Genomic DNA, 20,319 nt, shown 5'->3' on the forward strand with positions numbered 1-20,319 from the left:
GCACCAAAAAACATGGGCGTCGCGCGCTCGCATCTTGCCTTTGCCCGGCGATGGTGTAGCCTTTCTCCTGCGAGGTCGGTCAACGACAAAATCGTCAGTGGGGTCGCACCGATTTTCCCAGGCTATAGGGGAGGGGTGCAGTGGCAGTTTCGGATCACGTCGATTTTTCGACGTTCATGGAAGGCGTAAAACGGCGTAACCCGGGTCAGCCCGAGTTCGTCCAGGCGGTGCAGGAAGTGTCCGAGGACATTTTCGATTTCATCGCCGACAAGGAAGAATATCACGCGCAGCAGATTCTGCGCCGTATCGCCGAACCCGACAGGGTCGTTTCTTTCCGCGTCTGCTGGGAGGACGATAACGGCAATATTCGCGTCCAGCGCGGCTGGCGCGTCCAGAATAACAACGCCATCGGCCCTTATAAGGGGGGCATCCGCTTTCACCCTTCGGTGACCGAAAGCGTCCTGAAGTTCCTGGCCTTTGAACAGACGTTCAAGAATGCGCTCACCGGTCTGCCGATGGGCGGCGGCAAGGGCGGGTCGAACTTCAACCCCAAGGGCAAGAGTGTGCGCGAGATCATGCGCTTCTGCCAGAGCTTCATGACCGAGTTGTATCGCCATATCGGCGCCGACATCGACGTGCCGGCAGGCGACATCGGGGTCGGCGGGCGCGAAATCGGCTTCATGTTCGGCCAGTACAAGCGCATCACCAACGAATTCACCGGCGTGCTGACCGGCAAGGGCCTCGAATGGGGCGGCTCGCTGATCCGCACCGAGGCGACGGGTTATGGCGCGGTCTATTTCCTCGCCAACATGCTCGCGGCAAAAGGCCAGGATCTGGTCGGCAAGACCGCGGTCATCTCGGGCTCGGGCAATGTCGCGACGCATGCGGCTGAAAAGATCGTCCAGCTCGGCGGCAAGGTGCTGACGCTGTCCGATTCGGGTGGCTTCATCCACGATCCCGACGGCATCACGCAGGAAAAGATCGACTGGGTGAAAACCCACAAGACGCACCGTCGTGGCCGGATCGAGGAATATTGCGACGAGTTCAAGAGCGCGAGCTTCACCGCCGGAAAGACGCCATGGGGGGTTCCCTGCGACGTCGCGCTGCCGTGCGCGACGCAGAACGAGCTGCTCGGTGACGATGCCAAGGCACTCGTCACCAACGGCTGCATCGCGGTCAGCGAAGGCGCCAACATGCCGACCAACCTCGAAGGCGTGCACGTCTTCAAGGATGCGAAGATCATGTTCGCGCCGGGCAAGGCCGCCAACGCCGGCGGCGTTGCGGTCTCGGGCCTCGAAATGAGCCAGAACAGCGGTCGCCGCAGCTGGAGTGAGGCCGAACTGCAGCAGATGCTCAAGGATATCATGGACGGCATCCATTCGAGCTGCCTGACCTATGGCGATCAGGGCGGTGGCTACATCGATTATGTGAAGGGCGCGAATATCGCAGGTTTCAAGAAGGTTGCCGACGCGATGCTCGCATTCGGGGTTGTGTGATCAAGGTCTAGGCGCAAAAGCGTCAGGCGGGAAAAGGGGACACTGGGCATGACGACCGACGCGATCCGGAGGCGCGGCGAGCAGCCGCGGGCGGCCATAGGGGCGCTCGCGGTGCTTTTGCTCGCGCTGATTGTCGCGGCGATCGTCTTTGCTCCCCCCGCGCGCTCGCAGGGCGAGGGCGGCGCGCGCTATACCGGCGTCGCCTCCTGTGCCGGATCGACCTGCCACGGCCGGATGGAGGGTGACGGCACCGTCGTCCGCCAGGACGAACTGATGAGGTGGCAGGAACCCTCGACGGCCGGCGGTGCGCACAGCCGCGCCTGGGCAGTGCTCGGCAACAGCCGCAGCCAGTTTATCGCGCGCAATCTGGGCATCGGCGATCCGACTGCGGCGCCGATGTGTCTTGGCTGCCACAGCACCGCTGGCGCATCACGCCGGGCGCCGGTCGAGGATGGCGTCGGTTGCGAATCGTGTCACGGCCCCGCCGGGGGCTGGATCGCGAGCCATTATGCGGGCGTCGGCACCAATGCCGATCCCGACCGCGAAATGCGCGAAAAACATCTGTCGAACCTCCGCGCCGGCCTGTGGAAGCTCGAAGACCCGGTGGTGCGCGCGGGCGTGTGCGTCGACTGCCATTTCGGTGCGGCGGGCGAGGGACAGTTCGTCACCCACCGCATCATGGCGGCGGGCCATCCGCGCATCTCGTTCGAACTCGACCTCTTCTCGTCGCTGCAGGCGCATCATCATGAAGATGCCGACTATGGGTGGCGCAAATTCGGTTCGGGCGGCGCACGCACCGACCATGTTCAGATGTGGGCGGTCGGGCAGGCGGTTGCGCTAGAACGCAGCCTTTCGCTCTTCCAGTCGAGGCGCGGGACCGAAGGGATGTTCCCCGAATTTTATTTCCTCGACTGCCACAGCTGTCATCGTCGCATCTTCGACCAGGCAAAGCCGGTGAAGAGCAGCGTCGACAATCCGGCGCGCGCGGGAATTCCGGAGGGCATGCCGCCCTATAATGACGAAAATCTGATCATGCTTGCCGCCGCTGCGCGCGTTGCGGCGCCGGCGCTCGCCGATCAGCTCGCGGCGCGCACCGCGGCGTTCCACAAGGCGATGGCGACCGACCGTGCGAGCGCGGTCGCGGCAGCGGCGCAGCTCGGCCAGACGGTCTCGGCGCTGAAAAGTGCCTTTGCATCGCGCAGCTTCTCGGGCGCCGACGCCTTCGCGCTCGTCGATGCGATCGCGGCGAAGGCGACGACCGAGCGCTTCACCGATTATTCGGGATCGCAGCAGGCGGTGATGGGGGTGGATACGTTGCTCAACTCGATGGTCTCGTCGGGCCGGATCACCGTCGGCGCAGCCGCCGGCATCCGCGCCGACATCGACCGCGCCTATAGCTCGGTCAAGGACCCCAATGCCTACAAAGCCGCTGATTTTCAGGCCTCGCTGGGCAGCGCGGTCAATTCGATCCGGGCACTGCGGTAAGCGATATGCGACATAAATCCCGCCTTTTCCGCTCGGTGGCCTTTGCCGCAATCGGTTCGTTGCTGCTCGCTTCGTGCGGTGGAGGCGGCGGCGGTGGAACGCCTACTCCGACCCCCACGCCTACCCCGACGCCCACCCCGACGCCGACGGGCGGCCTCTATACGCCGCCTGCGGCCCAGTCGCTCAGCGTGACCGAGGTCCAGACCGTGCTCGCCAACGCGGTGTCGGAGGCGCAGGCGCGCGGCCTGCCCTCGGTGATCGCGGTGACCGACCGCGTCGGCAACGTCCTCGCGGTTTTCCGGATGAATGGTGCCGCGCTCAACGCGACGACGGCGCCGGCGCCGAACGGCGTAAATATCGACGCGCAGAACGTCACCTTCCGGGCGGAGGGCGGCGCGATCGCGAAGGCGATTACCGGCGCCTATCTGTCGAGCGGCGGCAACGCCTTTTCGACCCGCACGGCAAGCCAGATCGTCCAGCAGCATTTCCCGCCCGCGCCGACCACCGTCGGCCTCGAAAGCGGACCGCTGTTCGGCGTGCAGTTCAGCCAGCTGCCGTGCAGCGACTTCTCGTCGCGCTTCGGTGCGGCGGGCGCCGCGGCGCTGATCGGCCCGAAGCGTTCGCCGCTCGGCCTCGCTGCCGATCCCGGCGGGCTACCGCTCTACAAGAACGGCGTCCTCGTCGGCGGCATCGGCGTGATGGGTGACGGTGTCTATGGCAGCGACCCGAACATTCTCGACGTCGACAATGATGCCGAAGAGTTCATCGCGCTCGCCGGCACGCGCGGGTTCGAGGCGCCTTCGACGATCACGGCCGACAAGATCAGCGTCGACGGCACGACACTGCGTTTCTCCGACGCGACCTTTGCGGGAGTGATGAGCAGCGGCGGCGCAAGCTTTGCGTCGCAGAACGGCGTCATCGGCAATCTGGTCGCGGTCGCCGGCTATGCCAATGCCGCGGTCATCGCGGGCACCGCTTATGGCAGCGAGGCGTCGGGGGTGCGGCCCTCGACCGCGGCCGAATTCTCGAACCGCGATGCCTTCGTCTTCAGCGATGGCAGCGGGACGAACCGCTACCCGATTCGCGCCGCCGCCGATGGCGCAGCAGTCGCGACCCCGCTCAGTGCTGCGGAGGTGCGCGCGGTGCTCGAAGAGGCGTTCACGGTGATGAGCCGCGCGCGCGCGCAGATTCGCAAACCGCTCGACAGCCGCGCGCAGGTCACGATCAGCGTCGTCGACACCTTTGGCACCCCGCTCGGCATCGTGCGCTCGCCCGACGCGCCGATCTTCGGTTCGGACGTCAGCCTGCAAAAGGCTCGCACCGCGGCCTTTTTCTCGAACCCCAACGCGGGCGCCGAGCTCAGCGCCAATGCCAGCGCCGACATCCGCCAGTTCGTCACCGCGACGCGGACATTCCTGAACAATCCTGCGGCGCTCACCGGCACAATCGCTTTCCCCGATCGCGCCAACGGCAATCTCTCGCGCCCCTATTTCCCCGACGGTGAGGTCGGCCGCCCGAACGGTCCGCTTTCGCGCCCGATCGCGCAGTTCAACCCCTTCTCGACCGGCCTCCAGTCGGCGCTGATTATCGGCAATCTTGGCCAGCATGTCGGCTTCCTGCAGGGGGCAAACCCCGACACGCCCGCGCGTTGCACGACGCTGCCCGACGTGACGGCGGGGCAGAACCGGTTGCAGAACGGCATCCAGATCTTCCCCGGGTCGGTTCCCATCTATCGCGGCAATACGCTCGTCGGCGCGATCGGCGTTTCGGGCGACGGGATCGATCAGGATGATATGATCAGCTTCCTCGGCGCCCATAACGGCGGTGCCCGCGTCGGCGGGATCGGCAATGCGCCGACGGGGATGCGTTCGGACCAGGTTGTCGTGACGCTCGCCGACGGCGCGAAAGTCCGCCTCCGCTATATCGGCTGTCCCTTTGCGCCCTTCCTCGACACGGCGCAGCAGAATGTCTGCGACGGGCTATAGTTGATGGCGGTCGAGGTCAGCCTGCTTCCCATCATCGCGACCCTCGCGGCGCAAGGGGCGCCTGCGGTCGAGACGCCGGCACCGCCTGCCGCGGATCCCGCCGTCGATCAGGCTGCACCGGCGTCTGCCGCCGAACAGCCGCCGGTCGAGGAACTCACCCCGCCGCCGCCGCCGGTCGACTGGCAGGAGGTGATCAAGGACGATCTCGTCACCCAGATCATCGAGGGTCGCCGCCGTCCCGGCTATACCCCCGATCTTCCCGACCGGCTGACGCAGGACAATGTCGGCGCGCTGCGTCCGCCGCCGCCGCAGGCGTTTCCGGGAATGGACGATCAACTCCCGATCCCCGACCGCTGGCGTCTGATCGAGACGCTGGGCGTGGTCAAGGAACGCTGGTTCGACCCTTATCACCAGAATACATTGAAGGGCGACCGCGCGATCGACCCGGCGAAGGTGCCGTGGCTGCCGATCAAGGGCGACGACTGGTTCTTCGTCGCCAATGCGGTGTCCGACACGGTGTTCGAACCGCGCACCTTTCCGATCCCCGTCGGCGTCCAGACGACCGAGCGTCCGGGCAGCCTCGACGTGTTCGGCAAGGACCGCAGCTTCGTGCTCGCGCAGACCTTCATCGTCGGGGCCGCGCTGATCAAGGGCTCGACCGCGTTCAAGCCGCCAGACGTCGAATATCGCGTCACGCTCGCCTATCAGGCCAATTATGTCGACGTGCCCGAACGGCGCGTTCTCGACGTGCGCCCGTCGAAGAAGAGCCACCGTTACGACAGCTTTCTGGGCGTGCAGGAACTGTTCGTCGACAAGCATCTCGGCAACGACAGCGACCGCTATGATTTCCACTCGATCCGTATCGGCATCCAGCCGTTCCAGAGCGATTTCCGCGGCTTTCTGTTCAACGACAGCCAGCTTGGCATCCGCTTCTTCGGCAACCGCGACAACAATCGCTTCCAGTATAATCTCGCAGCCTTCTGGCGGCTGGAGAAGGATACGAACAGCGGCCTCAACGATATCACGCAGACGCCGCGCGACGATTTCATCCTCACCGCCAATCTCTATCGCCAGGATTTCCCGTTCGTCGGGCTGACCAGCCAGGTCAGCGTGACCTACAATATGAACCGCGAGAAGAACGACGTGCAGGTCGATCATAACGGCTTCCCGGTGCGTCCGGCGCTGATCGGCGATCTGCGCGGGCGCGAATATGATGTCGCCTATCTCGGGTACAGCGCCGACGGCCGCATCGGCCGCATCAACGTCACGGCAAGCTTCTATGCGGCGCTGGGCGAAGACCGGAACAGCTTCTTCACCAGCAAGCCTGCCAAGATCCGCGCCGGCTTCGCCGCCGCCGAACTCAGCTATGATCACGACTGGATGCGGTTCCGCCTGTCGGGGCTCTACGCGACGGGCGACAGCAACCCCTACAACAACACCGAAGCCGGTTTCGACGCGATCTTCGAAAATCCGATCTTCGGCGGCGCCGACACCAGCTACTGGATCCGCCAGACGATCCCCTTCGCGGGCGGCGGGCGCGTGATTTCGATCAGCGGTCGCAACGGCATATTGAATTCGCTCCGCTCGTCGAAGGAAGAGGGGCAGTCGAACTTCAACAACCCCGGCACCATTTTCCTCGGCGTCGGGGCCGATTTCGACCTGTCGCCCGAAACACGCATCAGCACCAACCTCAACCATCTCTGGTTCGAGGATACGACGACGCTGCAGCAGTTGCGCGTCGAAGGGTCGATTCCGAAGGACATCGGCTTCGACCTGTCGGTCGCCGGGATTTACCGGCCAAAGGCGACACAGAATATCGTCGGCCGCCTCAGCGCGGCGGTTCTGGTTCCGGGCAAGGGGTTCAAGGATTTGTTCGACAACAAACAGGGCAACAAGGCCTATGTGTCGATCCTCGCCAATGTGATCGTGAGCTTTTAAACGATGGCGCGCAAACTCTTCGCCCTTTTTGCATTTTTCCTGATGGCGCTGGCGTTCGGCGCGCAGGGCGTGCGCGCGTCCGAAGAGGAAAAGCCCGTCAAGGTGGTGTATCGCTTCACGCCGCCGGCGCCAAAGGAGCAGAGCGAGGCGCAAATGGCCGAGAAATCGGCCGGCTGTTACAGCTGCCACGTCCGCACCGACATGCCGACGATGCATGCGACGCCCGCGGTGCGGCTCGGCTGCACCGATTGCCACGGCGGCGATTCGACCTCGCCTGCTGCGTTCGGAAAGCCCGAACTCGGCTATGAAAACGCCTATAATCTGGCGGCGAAAAAGGTCGCGCATCCGCAGCCGACGCTGCCCGGCGCATGGGGCGGCAGTCCGGCAAATCCGAAGCGCAGCTACACCCTGCTCAACAAGGAATCGCCCGAATTCATCCGCTTCGTAAACCCCAGCGATTATCGCGTCGCGCGCGAGGCATGCGGATCATGCCACCTCGAGGTGATCGAGGCGACCGAGCGCTCGCTCATGTCGACCGGCGCAATGCTGTGGGGCGGCGCGGCGTATAACAACGGCATCGTCCCCTATAAGAATTACATCTTCGGCGAAGCCTATACGCGCGACGGCAAGCCTGCCTGCATCCTCTCGCCCTCGTCGCGGCTGACGAAGGAAGAATATGCCGAGGCGTGCAAGCCCGGCTTCGGCTTCGACAAGATATTGACCGATTCGGAGAAAAAGCGCGGCGCGCTCGCCAAAATGTATCCGCTGCCGCGCTGGAGCGTGATCCCGCCGGGCGACGTCTTCCGCGTGTTCGAGCGCGGCGGGCGCAACATCAGCACGCAGTTCGCCGAAATCGGCCTGCCGAACCCGACGGGTAGCATCCAGCGTCTCGAAGAGCCCGGGCGCCCCGATCTCAAACAGTCGAACCGCGGCCCGGGCACGGGCCTCCGCGTCTCGATCCCCGTGCTCAACATCCACAAGACGCGCCTCAACGACCCGTTCATGTGGTTCATGGGTACCAATGACCAGCCGGGCGACTATCGCCATTCGGGCTGCGCGGGCTGTCACGTTATCTATGCCAACGACCGCGAACCGCGACACAGCCTGATCTACGCTCAATATGGCCGCGACGGCGAGACCGCGACGGTCGATCCGACGATCGCCGGCCGCAAGTGGAAGCCTGATAGCGACGGTCATGGCGACAGCCACGGCGGCGGTGGTTCGGACCATGGCGATGCGGCCAAGCATGCGCCCGATCCCGACCAGCACGGCGCGCTCGTCGATCCCGCTGCGGCGGCGGCGGGGCCGCCGGCGAAACCGAAGAAAGACCGGCTCGAGGCGGGGCATCCGATCGGCCATGCCTTCACGCGCGCGATCCCGACCGCGCAGTGCATGACGTGTCACATGCACCAGCCGAACATCTTCCTGAACTCCTACCTCGGCTACACGATGTGGGATTATGAATCCGACGCGCCGCAGATGTGGCCGGGGCCGGACAATACCGCGCCGCGTCCGCCGGGAATGAGCGACGAGGAGTATCAGAAGAAGTTCAAGCAGCAGCATTATCCGACCGCGGCGGAGGTTCATAAGACCCTCGAACGCAACCCCGAAGGCGCGGCGACGCGCGGCCTGTGGTCCGATGTCGAGTTCCTGCGCGACGTCTATGACGTCAACGACACGAACCAGGATACCCAGTTTGCCGACTATCACGGCCATGGCTGGAACTTCCGCGGCATCTTCAAGCGCGACCGCAACGGCAATTTGCTCGACGCCGACGGCAATATGTCGACCTATGGCACCGACAAGGCGCATATCATCGATCCGAAGGATCCGGAGAAATGGCGCAAGAGCTGTAGCTATTACACCGACGCCAGGGAGCGGGATCTCTGTCTGTCGAGTGCCGATCCGGGCAAGCCGGGGGTCGAGGGCAAGTTCGTCCCGCCCGGCATCAATCCCGGCAAGACCGTCCATATGATGGACATCCATGCCGAGAAGGGCATGCAGTGCGCCGACTGCCACTTCGCGCAGGATTCGCACGGCAACGGCTATATCCAGGGCGAGGTCGCGAATGCGGTCGAGATCAGCTGCAAGGATTGCCACGGCACCGCCGATGCCTATCCGAACCTTTTGACCTCGAACGTCGCGGCGCGGCCGCAGGGCACGAACCTCGCGCTGCTTCGCAACAGCGACGGGCGCCGCCGCTTTGAATTCCGGTATGACGACAACGGCGAGGTGACCGGCCTGATCCAGCGTTCGATCGTCGATCCGAAGCTCGAATGGCAGGTCAGCCTGGTCAAGCAGGCGGTGACGCCGGGGCCGCATTTCAACGCCAAGGCAGCGCGCGCGAAGCTTATGTCGCGCGCGGGCGCCGAGGACGGAAAATTCGAATGGGGACCGGGCGTCGCGAAGGAGGATCGCGCGCACAGCGACGACAAGATGACGTGTTTCACGTGCCACCTGTCATGGACGACGAGCTGTGGCGGGTGTCATTTGCCGATCGAGGCGAACTGGAAGACCAAGATGCATCACTTCGAGGGTGAGGAGACGCGCAACTTCGCGACCTATAACCCGCAGGTGGCGCGCGACGAGATGTTCCAGCTCGGCCGGCACATGCTGACCAAGCCCGGCGAACCCGATGCGGAGGGCAACCCGCGCGGGATCATCACCCCGGTGCGGTCGACATCGGCGCTCGTCCTGTCGTCGACGAACATCAACCGCGAACGCATCTATATCCAGCAGCCGCCGGTGTCTTCGGCCGGCTTCTCCAGCCAGGCCTTTGCCCCGCATTTCCCCCACACGGTGCGGCGTCAGGAAACCAAGCAGTGCACCGACTGTCACCTGTCGGCGGCCGACGACAATAATGCGATCATGGCGCAGCTGAATCTGCTCGGCACCAATTTCGTCAATTTCGTCGGGCTCAATGTCTGGTCGGGTCAGGAAAACAGCTTCCAGGCGACGCGTGTCACTGAATGGGACGAGCCGCAGGCGGTGATCGGCAGCTATCTGCAGAAATATGCCTATCCCGATTACTGGAAACTGCACGTCGACCAGAACGGGCGCGAACTCAAGAACTGGGTGCGCGGCAAGACCTTCGACAAAAAGGTCTCGGGCGAGAAATATGCGCTCGAGGAATTCCACAACATCGTTCAGGGCACCAGCGGCCGCGTAAACTGCCTGCAGCAGCGCGGCGAATATATGTTCGTTGCCGAGGGCAAGGGCGGCTTCCGCGTCTATGACGTCGCGTCGGTCGGCAACAAGGGCTTCTCGGATCGCATCGTCCGCGCGCCCTTCTCGCCGCTCGGCCACGACACGCATGTGAAGACGACGAACGCGACCTGCATGGCGATCGGCACCAATCAGCCGATCAGCCTCTCGCGCAACGAGAATATCGTGAAGAATTTCCCCGAGAACCACGAGCAGTCGTTCCACCCGCTCTATCGCTATGCGGTGATCACCGACAGCGTCGAGGGGCTGATTCTCGTCGATATCGACACGCTGGCCGACGGTGAATTCCGCAACAACAAATTCACCCGCGCGCTGACGTGGAACCCCGACAATGTGCTGGCGGGCGCGCGGCATGTCACGCTGGCCGGCGATTATGCCTATATCGCCGCCGATGCCGGCCTGGTCGTCGTCAACCTGTCGAACCCGCTGGAGCCCAGGGTTACCGCGCAGCTGCCGCTGACAGATGCGCGCGCGAGCGCCGTGCAGTTCCGCTATCTGTGGGTCACCAATGCAGAGGGTGTCAGCCTGTTCGACATCACGCACATGGATCGGCCGGTGCCGCTGCCCGAGGGCACGGTGCGATTGACCAATGCCCGGAAAATCTATCTCGCGCGCACTTACATGTATGTCGCGGCAAAGCAGGACGGGCTGGTCGTCGTCGATGTGACGCGCCCCGCGGCGCCGGTCGTCTGGCCCGCGCTGACCTTTGGCGGTGCGCTCGATGATGCCGAGGATGTGATCGTCGGATCGACCAACGCCTCGCTGTTTGCCTATGTCGCCGACGGTCGGAACGGCATCAAGGTGTTGCAGCTGACGAGTCCCGACAATCCCGGCCTCTATGGCTTCTCGCCGAAGCCGACGCCCGAGCTGATCGCCTGGGCGAAGACGCCGTCGCCCGCGCTCGCGCTGTCGAAGGGCCTCGACCGCGACCGCGCGGTTGACGAGACCGGCGGCCAGATCGCGGTCTTCGGCCGCGTCGGCTCGCGCCCGTTCACGCGGCCCGAGATGGAGAAGCTGTTCCTCAACAGCAAGGGGCTGGTCTACAAGGTCAGCGACGCGGTCGATCAGGCCGCGTGGCGGCCGCCGCTGCTCTACGCGAACTGAGGACTAAAGCCGCTCGGCTTGCACGACGCTGTCCGACGCGCGTAGCGCTGACAGGATCCGCATCACGTGCTGGACGTCGCGCACCTCGACGACGACGTCATAGGTGTGGAAGTCGCCCTCGCGGTTCGACAGCCGCAAATTGGTGATGTTCGCCGAATTGGCGGCGAGGATGCCCGACATTTCGGCAAGCGTGCCGGGTTCGTTGAGGATGACGACGCACAGCCGCGCATTGCCGCCCTCGCTGTCCTCCTGCCACCTGAGGTCGATCCAGTCGGCATCGATGCCGTCGGCAAGGCTCGGGCAGTCGATGACATGCACCTCGATCCCTTCGCCGGGGCGCGACAGGCCGACGATGCGGTCGCCGGGGACCGGGTGACAGCAGTCGGCGAGCTGGTAGGCGACCCCGGGGGTCAGTCCCGCAATCGACACCGCCGCGCCCTGCACCAGCTTGCCGGGCTTGCTCTTCATCTCGGCGGTGATGCCGGGGACGAGGGCCTCTAGCACGGCATTGTCGGAAAGCCGCTGCTTCGCGATCGCCACATACAGCGCGCTATCGTCCTCCAGCTTCAGCCGGGTGAGCGCCGCGGCGCGCGCCTTGTCGCCGACCTTGTTCGGCAGGCGGCGCGCGATCTCTTCGTACATCTTGCGCCCGAGCGCGGAGAGCTCGACCTTTTCCTTCGAACGGACATGGCGGCGGATCGCCGCGCGCGCCTTGCCGGTAACTGCGAAGCCGAGCCAGGCGGGCTGCGGTACCTGCTTGTCCGACGACAGAATCTCGACCGTGTCGCCATTCGCGAGCTGGGTGCGGAGCGGCACGAGCCGTCCGTTGACCTTCGCCCCGACGGTGCGGTCGCCGAGCTTGGTGTGCACCGCATAGGCGAAATCGACCGGGGTCGCGCCCTTCGGCAACTGATGCAGGCTTCCCTTCGGGGTGAAGGCGAAGATACGGTCCTGATACATCGCGATGCGCGTGTTCTCGAGGAACTCATCGGCGTCGTGCGTCTGCTCAAGGATTTCGAGCAGATCGCGAATCCACCCCGCCTGTCCGTCGGGCACCGCGCCGCCCTGTTTATACGCCCAGTGCGCGGCGAGGCCGAATTCGGACTGCTGATGCATCCCCAGACTGCGGATCTGGATCTCGATCCGCATATTCTGCTGATGCATGATCGTCGTGTGCAGCGACTTGTAGCCGTTGCGCTTGGGGGTCGAGATGTAATCCTTGAAGCGCCCCGGGACCATTTTCCACTTGCCATGGATCAGCCCGAGCGCCGCGTAGCAGTCGGCGGTCGTCGGCGTGATGACGCGGAATGCGATGATGTCGGTGACCTGTTCGAAGCTGACGTGGCGTTCCTGCATCTTGCGCCAGATCGAATAGGGATGCTTCTCGCGGCCCGAAACATCGGCCTCAATGCCGTTCCTGGCGAGTAGTTCCTTGAAGTCGCGGCTGATCGCAGCGACTTGATCCTTGCCGCCCGCGGTCAGCTTGGCAAGGCGGCCGGTGATCGTCGCATAGGCTTCGGGTTCCAGCTCGCGGAATGCCAGCAACTGCATCTCGCGCATATATTCATACATGCCGATCCGCTCCGCGAGCGGCGCATAGATATCCATCGTCTCCTTGGCGATGCGGCGGCGCTTGTCGGGATTCTTGATGAAATGCAGCGTCCGCATGTTGTGCAGCCGGTCGGCCAGCTTGACCAGCAGCACGCGGATGTCGTCCGACATGGCGAGCAGGAATTTGCGCAGATTTTCCGCGGCGCGTTCATTCTCGGTCTGGGCTTCGATTTTGCTGAGCTTGGTGACCCCATCGACCAGGCGGCCGACATCGCTGCCGAACAGCCGCTCGATCTCCTCGGGCGTCGTCAGCGTATCTTCCAGCGTGTCGTGGAGCAGCGCGGTGACGATCGTCTCGCTGTCGAGGTGCAGGTCGGTCAAAATGCCCGCGACTTCGACCGGATGGCTGAAATAGGGATCACCCGACGCGCGCTTCTGGCTGCCATGCTTCTGGACCGTAAAGACGTAGGCGCGGTTGAGCAGCGCCTCGTCAACGTCGGGATCATAAGCGCGAACGCGCTCGACAAGTTCATATTGTCTCAGCATTGGTGCCAATGTCGTTCATGCAGGCCCAATTGCAATGCGAAATTTGCTTGCGTCAGCGACCGAGGCGTTAGCAACTTTGGTAAAGCCCGTTGGAAGCATCGTTCGTGACGGGTAGGACGACAAGAGATGGGGACTATTCTTCCTGATTCGACCGAGCCGCCACGGGTCTCGATGGTGATGCCCGTGCACAATGGCGCACGCTGGCTGGCGGAGGCGATCGAGTCGGTCCTCGTCCAGGATTTCCTGAATTTCGAACTGATTCTGGTTGATGATGCGTCACGCGATGACTCGCCGCGGATCATGGCAGAGGCGGCCGCGCGCGATCCGCGCATCCGGCTGGTCACGCTCAAAGACAATGTCGGTCTGCCCGCCGCGCTCAACCATGGCTTCGCCGAGGCGCGCGGGAGCCTGCACAGCTGGACCTCGGACGACAATCTGCTCCGCCCCGCGATGCTCGGCCGGCTCGTCGGTGCGCTCGACGCCGAACCCGACGCGGATATTGTCCATGCCGATTTCACCCTGATCGACGAAGACGGCACCGAACTCGGCCGCTCGCGCGTCGGGCCGATCGAACGGCTGCTCCACGGCAATAATGTCGGTGCCTGTTTCCTCTATCGCGCGCGGGTGACCGAAGCGCTCGGCGGGTATGACACCGGGCTGTTCGGGGTCGAGGATTATGATTTCTGGCTCCGTGCGGCGCGGAGCTTCCGCTTCGTCGAACTGCACGAGGATCTCTATCTCTACCGCAAGCATGGCGGCAGCCTGACGAGTCAGCGCGCCGAGCGCATTCAGGCGCTCACGGCGCAAATCGTCGAACGCGCGATGCCTGATACGCTGCCGGCGCGGAACCGTAGCGAGATATTGCTGGGTCTCGCCCTGAAGAGTCATTTACGTTGGCGGCTTGATCTGGTCGGGCGGGCGTTTCGCGCCGATCCGGTACATGTCGCGGCGCGCCTGCCCCAGATCGCGCGCTGGTCGCTCGCCGTCGCGCGCAACCGTTTCGCCGCCTGAACCCCGAAAAGAAAAGGCCGCCACACCCCTGGGAGGGCGGGCGGCCTTCTGCGGCTTGCCGGGCGGCGCTGGAAGAGGGGAGAGCGCCGCCGCTCGGCAGCGCTTACTTGCCGTTGCAGCGCGCCAGTTCTTCGGCGGCGATCGCGGTGCCGTTGATCGCAAAGCTTTTCACTTCGCCCGCTTCGCGCGCGAGGCTCGAGCACATGATCAGCGGGCGGCTGGTGCCGCGTCCTGCGACGCAATTGGTTCCGTCGCACGACCACACCACGTCGCGCGCGACAAACTTGGCCTTCGGGGCCGGGCTGGCAAGCTCGGCACGATAATAGGAACCACTCGCGGCGCCGGCGGCGACGGGCGCTAGAGCGGCAGCGAGAAAGGGCAGCGCAAGCGCCGCGGTCGAAAGCTTCAGCATGGGGAGTCCTCCTGTTTTTCTGGGCAACGCGAAGCGTTGCAGAATGAAATTTAGGATACGGGTTGCAAATTGCAACGGAGGCCACATATTTTTTGTGCGGGGGGCAATTTTACGTTAGTGCTAGGCCCATGGGAAAGTTACGCGAACCGCTAAACGACATTTACGGTGCCAATTGCGCGCTTCCGCTCGCGCTCGAAGCGATGGGCGAGCGCTGGTCGTTCATGATTTTGCGCGCCGCCTTCAATGGCGTCCACCATTTCGAGGAGTTTCAGCAGGAACTCGCGATTGCGCGGAATATCCTGTCGAACCGGCTGTCGAAGCTCGTCGATCATGGCATCATGGCGCGCGAAGTGATGGCCGAAGACCGGCGCAAGGTCCGCTATGAGCTCACCCAGAAGGGGATCGAGCTGCTGCCTGCGATGATCGCGCTGCGCCAGTGGGGCGAAAAATGGGGTGCGGGCGTTCCCTCGACCCCGGTGCTGGTCGATACCTCCGACGAACAGCCGATCGGCCCCGTTACGATTACCGCGCACGACGGCCGGCCGCTCGGCTATGGCGAACTGGTGTGGAAGCATCGTTCGGAATTGCAGCCGATCGGCCAGGCGCGCGTACGGATGGCCCCGGTCGCGGCCGAATGATCTCCGCTACCGCGCGTACGCGACGTCACCAGCTTTTCGGATTCTGACAATGGCGAGTCCGTCCGTATCGCAGCCGGTTTCGATTCCTTTGCTGGGCTTTTCGTCACCCGAGCCCTTTTTCGGCAACAAGGTCCGCGCCTTCTGGAACCTCCAGATATTGGGCTGGGCCGGGTGGCTTGGGCTGCGCGGCATTTCGGGCCTCGCCAACGGGCAGTCCTTCACCTTCCTGATTCCGCAGACGATTTCGGCGATCACTGGCTTCTCGCTGACGCTGATCCTCTCGGTCTGCTATCGCGCGCTCATCAACCGGCGGCCGATATTGATGTGGGGCGTCAGCTTCGGGCTTGCGGGGATCGCCGTCGCGCTGTGGGCCTTTATCGATGCCTGGGTGGCGCAAATCCAGAATCCGGCGAGCGAGGCGGGCTTCACCAGCCTGCTGCTTGGCGCCATCTACATCGACGCGACCTCGCTTGGCGCATGGTCGGCGCTCTATTTCGCGATCAACTATTTCCTGCAGCTCGAAGAACAGAATGATCGGATGCTGCGGCTCGAGGCGCAGGCCGCCTCGGCGCAGCTTGCGATGCTGCGGTATCAGCTCAACCCGCATTTCCTGTTCAACACGCTGAACAGCATTTCGACCCTGGTGCTGCTGAAACAGTCGGAGCCGGCGAACGCGATGCTCTCGCGTCTGTCGGCGTTCCTGCGCTACACGCTGGCGAACGAGCCGACCGCGCAGGTGACGCTCGCGCAGGAGGTCGAGACGCTGAAGCTGTATCTCGACATCGAGAAGATGCGTTTCGAAGACCGGCTGCGGCCCCATTTTCACATCGATCCCGCCGTTTCGCGCGCACGGCTCCCGTCGCTGCTGCTGCAGCCGCTGATCGAAAATGCGATCAAATATGCCGTTACCCCGCAGGAGGAAGGCGCCGATATCACGCTCGCGGCTCAGCTTGCCGGTCAAAATGTCCGGATCACCGTGTCCGACACGGGGTCGGGATTGTCAGAGGGGGCGGTCGATCCCACCACAGGGACTGCAACGGAATCGACCGGTGTGGGTTTAGCCAATATCAGGGACCGTCTGGCGCAGGCTTATGGCGACCAGCAGCGGTTCGAGGTGCAGTCGGGCGCCGATGGCGGCTTTCAGGTTATTATCGAGATTCCGTTTCAGCCCGATGGACAAGTGACGATTGGAACCGAACGCACATGACGATCAGAACCATCCTGGTGGATGATGAAAAATTGGCGACCCAGGGCCTGCAACTGCGGCTCGAACCGCATACGGATGTCGAAATTGTCGACACCGCCCAAAACGGCCGCGAGGCCATCAGAAAGATCAAGACCCACAAACCCGACCTCGTTTTCCTCGACATCCAGATGCCGGGGTTCGACGGCTTTTCGGTGATACAGGGGTTGATGGAGGTCGAGCCGCCGCTCGTTGTCTTCGTCACCGCCTATTCCGATCACGCGATCCGTGCGTTCGAGGCCCAGGCTGTCGACTATCTCGTCAAACCGGTCGAGCCCGAACGGCTCGCCGACGCGCTCGATCGCGTTCGCCAGCGGTTGCTGGAAAAGCGTGGTGCGGCGGAGGTCGAGCGGCTGAAGACGGTGCTGGCAGAAGTCGCGCCGGATGCCGCAGACGATTATGACGCCGAAGTTCAGCCCGATGCGCATGCCGCCGACCGCTATGAAAAGATGATCAACATCAAGGACCGCGGCCAGATCTTCCGCGTCGATGTCGACAGCATCGAGCGCATCGACGCCGCCGGCGACTATATGTGCATCTATACCGCCGACAATTCGCTGATCCTGCGCGAGACGATGAAGGATCTGGAAAAACGGCTCGACCCGCGCAATTTCCAGCGCGTGCATCGCTCGACGATCGTGAACCTGTCACAGGTGAAGCAGGTCAAGCCGCACACCAACGGCGAATGTTTCCTCGTGCTGGGGTCCGGCGCGCAGGTGAAGGTCAGCCGAAGTTATCGCGACGTCGTCGCGCGCTTCGTGCATTGAGATTTTTTGCCTAACAGCAGAAGCGGCACTGGCCCGCTCCCCCACCCGGTCTCCCATTTCAGGATACGCTGTTGGCAGGCCGGGTGGGGGAGCGGGCCGGTGCCGCTTAGTTCCCGCACAAGCGGGAACAGCAACTAAAGCTGGTGCCCCGTCCGGTCGCGCTTCGTCGCGAGATATTGCTCGTTATACTTGTTCGTGGGCAGTGCGAGCGGAATGCGCTCGACGACCTCGACGCCTTCCCTCTGAAGCCGCGCGACCTTTTCGGGGTTGTTCGTCATCAACCGGATTCGCGGGATATTCAGCAGTTCTAGCATCCGCCCCGCAATCGCGAAATCGCGCGCCTCAACCGGAAAGCCGAGCCGCAGGTTCGCATCGACCGTGTCATAGCCCTGATCCTGCAGCGCATAGGCGCGCAGCTTGTTGACGAGGCCGATCCCGCGCCCTTCCTGGCGCAGATAGAGCAGCACGCCCCACGGTGCATCGGCCATCGCATGCAGCGCGGCGTGAAGCTGCGGTCCGCAATCGCATTTGAGGCTGCCGAGCACGTCGCCGGTCAGGCATTCGCTATGCAGGCGCACGACGGGCGGATTGTCGTCGCGTTTGCCGATCACCAGCGCGACATGATCCGATGCCTCTTCGGGCGAGCGGAATGCTACGATTTCGGCGCTTTCGCTCGCCTCCACAGGCAGGCGCGCGCGCGCTGCGATGTCGAGCCGGGCAGGGTCGAGCAGCGCAGCGACGTCGTCGATGCTGCATGCGGTCTCCGCGTCGCCCGCCGCTTCGCAAACGAAGAAAGCGGGGAGCAACCCGGCATGACGTGCCATCGTCATCGCCGTCGTAGCGGCACTGTCGCCGCCGGTCGGGATCGTCCGGAACGGCCCTTTGAGCGGATGGGCGAGATCGAGCGACGGATCGGCGATCGCGAGCGCTGCAGCCACGCCGCTCGCCGCATTTGCGAGCCTTACCGGACCCGGCGCCGCTGCCGGCCGCTGGTTGGTGAGTTTCAGCGTCACGGCGCGTTCGCCCGACAGCAGCACGTCGTTGCTGCCGAATTGGACCAGCGCGGTGTCTCGCGCGCTTTCGACCGCGAGCAGGTCGAGCGCGCCGTCGGGTCCGGTCACGCGGAACGGCCAGCCGCGGCGCAACGCATCGATCGCGCGCGCGGCGCTTCTTGCGCCGGCATCGCTCAAAGGGCGAACTCGGTGATCAGCGGAATATGGTCCGACGGGCGTTCCCAGCTTCGTGCGGGCTGGACGATCCGGTGCGACACTGCCTTCGGCATCAGGTCGGGTGTCACCCACATATGATCGAGCCGGCGGCCGCGGTTCGAGGCTTCCCAGTCCTTGGCGCGATAGCTCCACCAGGTGAAGAGCTGCGCCGGCGCCGCGACGAAGTGCCGGCCGAGGTCGACCCAGTTCGACGCCGCCTGCAGCCGCGCCAGCGTCTCGACCTCTATGGGCGTGTGGCTGACGACGTCGAGCAGCGCCTTGTGATTCCACACATCGCTTTCGAGCGGGGCGACGTTGAAATCGCCGGTCAGAATCGTCGGCGTATCGACCAGCGCGGCCGACCATTCGGTCATGCGGCCATAGAAATCGAGTTTCTGCCCGAATTTCGGGTTGAGTTCGCGGTCGGGAATATCCCCGCCGGCGGGGATATAGACATTGTCGAGCCGCACGCCCGCGGACAGCGTCACGCCGACGTGACGTGCTTCGCCATTCGCCTGCCAGTCATATTTGCGGACATCGGTCAGCGGCAGCTTGCTGACGATCGCGACGCCATGGTGCATCCGCTGGCCGTTGGTGACGATGTGCGTATAGCCAAGCTGCTCGAACATCCCCTTGGGGAACAGGCCGCATTCGACTTTCGTCTCCTGCAGGCAGAGGACATCGGGGGCCTCTTCGCGCAGGAATTTCTCGACGATGCCGATACGGGCGCGAACGCTGTTGATGTTCCACGAGGCAATGCTGACGGTCATTCGGCTGGCTCTATCGGCGCAGGCAGCGGGGCACAACACCCGCATAAACATAAACCCCCGTTCCAGGGGCGGTGGAACGGGGGTTCAAGGTCAGCGTTCGTCACGCTCTTGAATGAAGACACCTGGCAGTCCGGGTGGGGCAACAGGGGGAAACCCAAATCCGGGGCCGTGTTGGCGTCTTCGAGAGTTGAAATAGCCCGTCTTCCCTGTCGCCAAGCTGAACAAAGCCCACAAGTCTGCCGTTCGTCGGCTGTTGAAGGCCGTTCGTCGAAGCCCGGACGCTCAGGTCCGCTTGCGCGGACGGGGGTCGGTCCATTTGAACGCGGAATCGGCGACCGCAACGTTGAACTTCTGATTGCTGAGGTCGATGCGCGTCCGGTTGTTCTGCGAATCGAGCGCGACCCAGCCGCGGAGACGGAGGCCGCCGGGGGCCGCCCCGTCGCGGACGAATACCATGGTGATGGTGCCATATTCGGGGCGCTTGGGATCCTTGACCTCGACGCTCAGCACGTCGTCGCTGCCGGTCGGCAGCACCTTGGCATATTTCGTCAGGTCGCGGTCGGGATCGAGCAGCGCGCCGAGCGGCGAATTCCTGACCGGCCAGCTTTGCACCTGTTTCACCTGATAATCGATCATCGTCAGGCGGCTGCCGTCGCCGACGATCAGCAGCGGGACGTCTTTTTGATACTGGAAGCGAATCTTGCCCGGGCGCTTCAGGGTCAGCTTGCCGGTGAGGCGCTGGCCGTTGCGGTCGGTCTGGACGAAGTCCGCAGTCATCGAGCTGGTCGATTTGAGATGCGCCTGCACTGAGGTCAGCGCGCCCGTCGCCTGTGCGATCGCGGGCGCGGCAACGGCTAGCCCGGCTGCGGCAAGCGGCGCGAGCGTCCAAACGGCGGCGCGGGTCGAAAGGGTCTTGAAGATCATCTGGCTCTCGTTCCTC

At 63.9% G+C, this 20,319-nt stretch carries 14 protein-coding genes; 9 read left to right on the plus strand and 5 right to left on the minus strand.

Annotated features, from left to right (window positions below; all coding sequences use genetic code 11):
* Positions 1-140: 140 nt before the first annotated feature.
* The 5 genes from gdhA to ACQY80_RS08165 are packed head-to-tail and all read left to right on the plus strand — an operon-like array spanning position 141 to position 11,233.
* Positions 141-1,496 carry an NADP-specific glutamate dehydrogenase gene (gene gdhA, locus ACQY80_RS08145; RefSeq protein WP_428685391.1) on the plus strand — a complete coding sequence of 452 codons (1,356 nt, stop codon included), beginning with the start codon at positions 141-143 and terminating at the stop codon, positions 1,494-1,496.
* 48 nt (positions 1,497-1,544) lie between these two features.
* Positions 1,545-2,981 (plus strand): multiheme c-type cytochrome, encoded by a 1,437-nt coding sequence (locus ACQY80_RS08150; protein WP_428685393.1) that lies wholly within the window; start codon positions 1,545-1,547, stop codon positions 2,979-2,981.
* Positions 2,982-2,986: 5 nt separating this feature from the next.
* Positions 2,987-4,966 carry a heme-binding protein gene (locus ACQY80_RS08155; RefSeq protein ID WP_428685395.1) on the plus strand — a complete coding sequence of 660 codons (1,980 nt, stop codon included), beginning with the start codon at positions 2,987-2,989 and terminating at the stop codon, positions 4,964-4,966.
* A gap of 3 nt (positions 4,967-4,969) precedes the next feature.
* Entirely contained in the window at positions 4,970-6,904 is a 1,935-nt protein-coding gene (locus ACQY80_RS08160; RefSeq protein WP_428685397.1) for a hypothetical protein, read from the plus strand.
* A 3-nt stretch (positions 6,905-6,907) separates the two neighbouring features.
* Positions 6,908-11,233 carry a hypothetical protein gene (locus ACQY80_RS08165; RefSeq protein WP_428685399.1) on the plus strand — a complete coding sequence of 1,442 codons (4,326 nt, stop codon included), beginning with the start codon at positions 6,908-6,910 and terminating at the stop codon, positions 11,231-11,233.
* Positions 11,234-11,236: 3 nt separating this feature from the next.
* On the opposite strand, the gene ACQY80_RS08170 is transcribed toward ACQY80_RS08165, so the two are convergent.
* Positions 11,237-13,330, minus strand: coding sequence for a RelA/SpoT family protein (locus ACQY80_RS08170; RefSeq protein WP_428685401.1), 2,094 nt, complete (start codon positions 13,328-13,330; stop codon positions 11,237-11,239).
* Between the two features lie 126 nt (positions 13,331-13,456).
* On the opposite strand from ACQY80_RS08170, the gene ACQY80_RS08175 reads away from it, so the two are divergent.
* On the plus strand, positions 13,457-14,341 hold the full coding sequence (locus ACQY80_RS08175) for a glycosyltransferase family 2 protein (protein ID WP_428685403.1): 885 nt from the start codon (positions 13,457-13,459) through the stop codon (positions 14,339-14,341).
* A 103-nt stretch (positions 14,342-14,444) separates the two neighbouring features.
* Here the strand turns inward: ACQY80_RS08175 and ACQY80_RS08180 are convergent, their stop codons facing one another.
* Positions 14,445-14,753 carry a CC_3452 family protein gene (locus ACQY80_RS08180; protein WP_428685405.1) on the minus strand — a complete coding sequence of 103 codons (309 nt, stop codon included), beginning with the start codon at positions 14,751-14,753 and terminating at the stop codon, positions 14,445-14,447.
* 128 nt (positions 14,754-14,881) lie between these two features.
* Here ACQY80_RS08180 and ACQY80_RS08185 point away from each other — a divergent pair, with 128 nt between their 5' ends.
* Genes ACQY80_RS08185 through ACQY80_RS08195 form a run of 3 tightly spaced genes read left to right on the plus strand, consistent with a single transcriptional unit; the run spans position 14,882 to position 17,401 of the window.
* Positions 14,882-15,391 carry a winged helix-turn-helix transcriptional regulator gene (locus ACQY80_RS08185; RefSeq protein ID WP_428685407.1) on the plus strand — a complete coding sequence of 170 codons (510 nt, stop codon included), beginning with the start codon at positions 14,882-14,884 and terminating at the stop codon, positions 15,389-15,391.
* Positions 15,392-15,440: 49 nt separating this feature from the next.
* Entirely contained in the window at positions 15,441-16,598 is a 1,158-nt protein-coding gene (locus ACQY80_RS08190; RefSeq protein WP_428685409.1) for a sensor histidine kinase, read from the plus strand.
* Positions 16,595-17,401 carry a LytR/AlgR family response regulator transcription factor gene (locus tag ACQY80_RS08195; RefSeq protein WP_428685411.1) on the plus strand — a complete coding sequence of 269 codons (807 nt, stop codon included), beginning with the start codon at positions 16,595-16,597 and terminating at the stop codon, positions 17,399-17,401. The genes ACQY80_RS08190 and ACQY80_RS08195 overlap by 4 nt, the downstream gene beginning before the upstream one ends.
* A gap of 134 nt (positions 17,402-17,535) precedes the next feature.
* Here ACQY80_RS08195 and ribA read toward each other — a convergent pair whose 3' ends face one another.
* The 3 genes from ribA to ACQY80_RS08210 form a co-directional block, all read right to left on the minus strand.
* Positions 17,536-18,591, minus strand: a complete 1,056-nt coding sequence (ribA, locus tag ACQY80_RS08200; RefSeq protein WP_428685413.1) for a GTP cyclohydrolase II — start codon at positions 18,589-18,591, stop codon at positions 17,536-17,538.
* A complete protein-coding gene (locus ACQY80_RS08205; protein ID WP_428685415.1) occupies positions 18,588-19,379 on the minus strand; it encodes an exodeoxyribonuclease III in 792 nt (263 codons plus the stop codon). Before ACQY80_RS08205 ends, ribA begins: the two co-directional genes overlap by 4 nt.
* Positions 19,380-19,661: 282 nt before the next feature.
* Positions 19,662-20,303 carry a LolA family protein gene (locus ACQY80_RS08210; protein WP_428685417.1) on the minus strand — a complete coding sequence of 214 codons (642 nt, stop codon included), beginning with the start codon at positions 20,301-20,303 and terminating at the stop codon, positions 19,662-19,664.
* Between the last annotated feature and the right edge of the window lie 16 nt (positions 20,304-20,319).

The organism is Sphingopyxis sp. (assembly GCF_965279755.1).
Classification (GTDB): Bacteria; Pseudomonadota; Alphaproteobacteria; order Sphingomonadales; family Sphingomonadaceae; genus Sphingopyxis.

Bases quoted from the DNA above. Each gene is read 5' to 3' on its own strand.
- ACQY80_RS08150 (WP_428685393.1), top strand. From the start codon at position 1,545: ATGACGACCGACGCGATCCGGAGGCGCGGCGAGCAGCCGCGGGCGGCC.
- ACQY80_RS08155 (WP_428685395.1), top strand. From the start codon at position 2,987: ATGCGACATAAATCCCGCCTTTTCCGCTCGGTGGCCTTTGCCGCAATC.
- ACQY80_RS08160 (WP_428685397.1), top strand. From the start codon at position 4,970: ATGGCGGTCGAGGTCAGCCTGCTTCCCATCATCGCGACCCTCGCGGCG.
- ACQY80_RS08165 (WP_428685399.1), top strand. From the start codon at position 6,908: ATGGCGCGCAAACTCTTCGCCCTTTTTGCATTTTTCCTGATGGCGCTG.
- ACQY80_RS08170 (WP_428685401.1), bottom strand. From the start codon at position 13,330: ATGCTGAGACAATATGAACTTGTCGAGCGCGTTCGCGCTTATGATCCC.
- ACQY80_RS08175 (WP_428685403.1), top strand. From the start codon at position 13,457: ATGGGGACTATTCTTCCTGATTCGACCGAGCCGCCACGGGTCTCGATG.
- ACQY80_RS08180 (WP_428685405.1), bottom strand. From the start codon at position 14,753: ATGCTGAAGCTTTCGACCGCGGCGCTTGCGCTGCCCTTTCTCGCTGCC.
- ACQY80_RS08185 (WP_428685407.1), top strand. From the start codon at position 14,882: ATGGGAAAGTTACGCGAACCGCTAAACGACATTTACGGTGCCAATTGC.
- ACQY80_RS08190 (WP_428685409.1), top strand. From the start codon at position 15,441: ATGGCGAGTCCGTCCGTATCGCAGCCGGTTTCGATTCCTTTGCTGGGC.
- ACQY80_RS08195 (WP_428685411.1), top strand. From the start codon at position 16,595: ATGACGATCAGAACCATCCTGGTGGATGATGAAAAATTGGCGACCCAG.
- ACQY80_RS08205 (WP_428685415.1), bottom strand. From the start codon at position 19,379: ATGACCGTCAGCATTGCCTCGTGGAACATCAACAGCGTTCGCGCCCGT.
- ACQY80_RS08210 (WP_428685417.1), bottom strand. From the start codon at position 20,303: ATGATCTTCAAGACCCTTTCGACCCGCGCCGCCGTTTGGACGCTCGCG.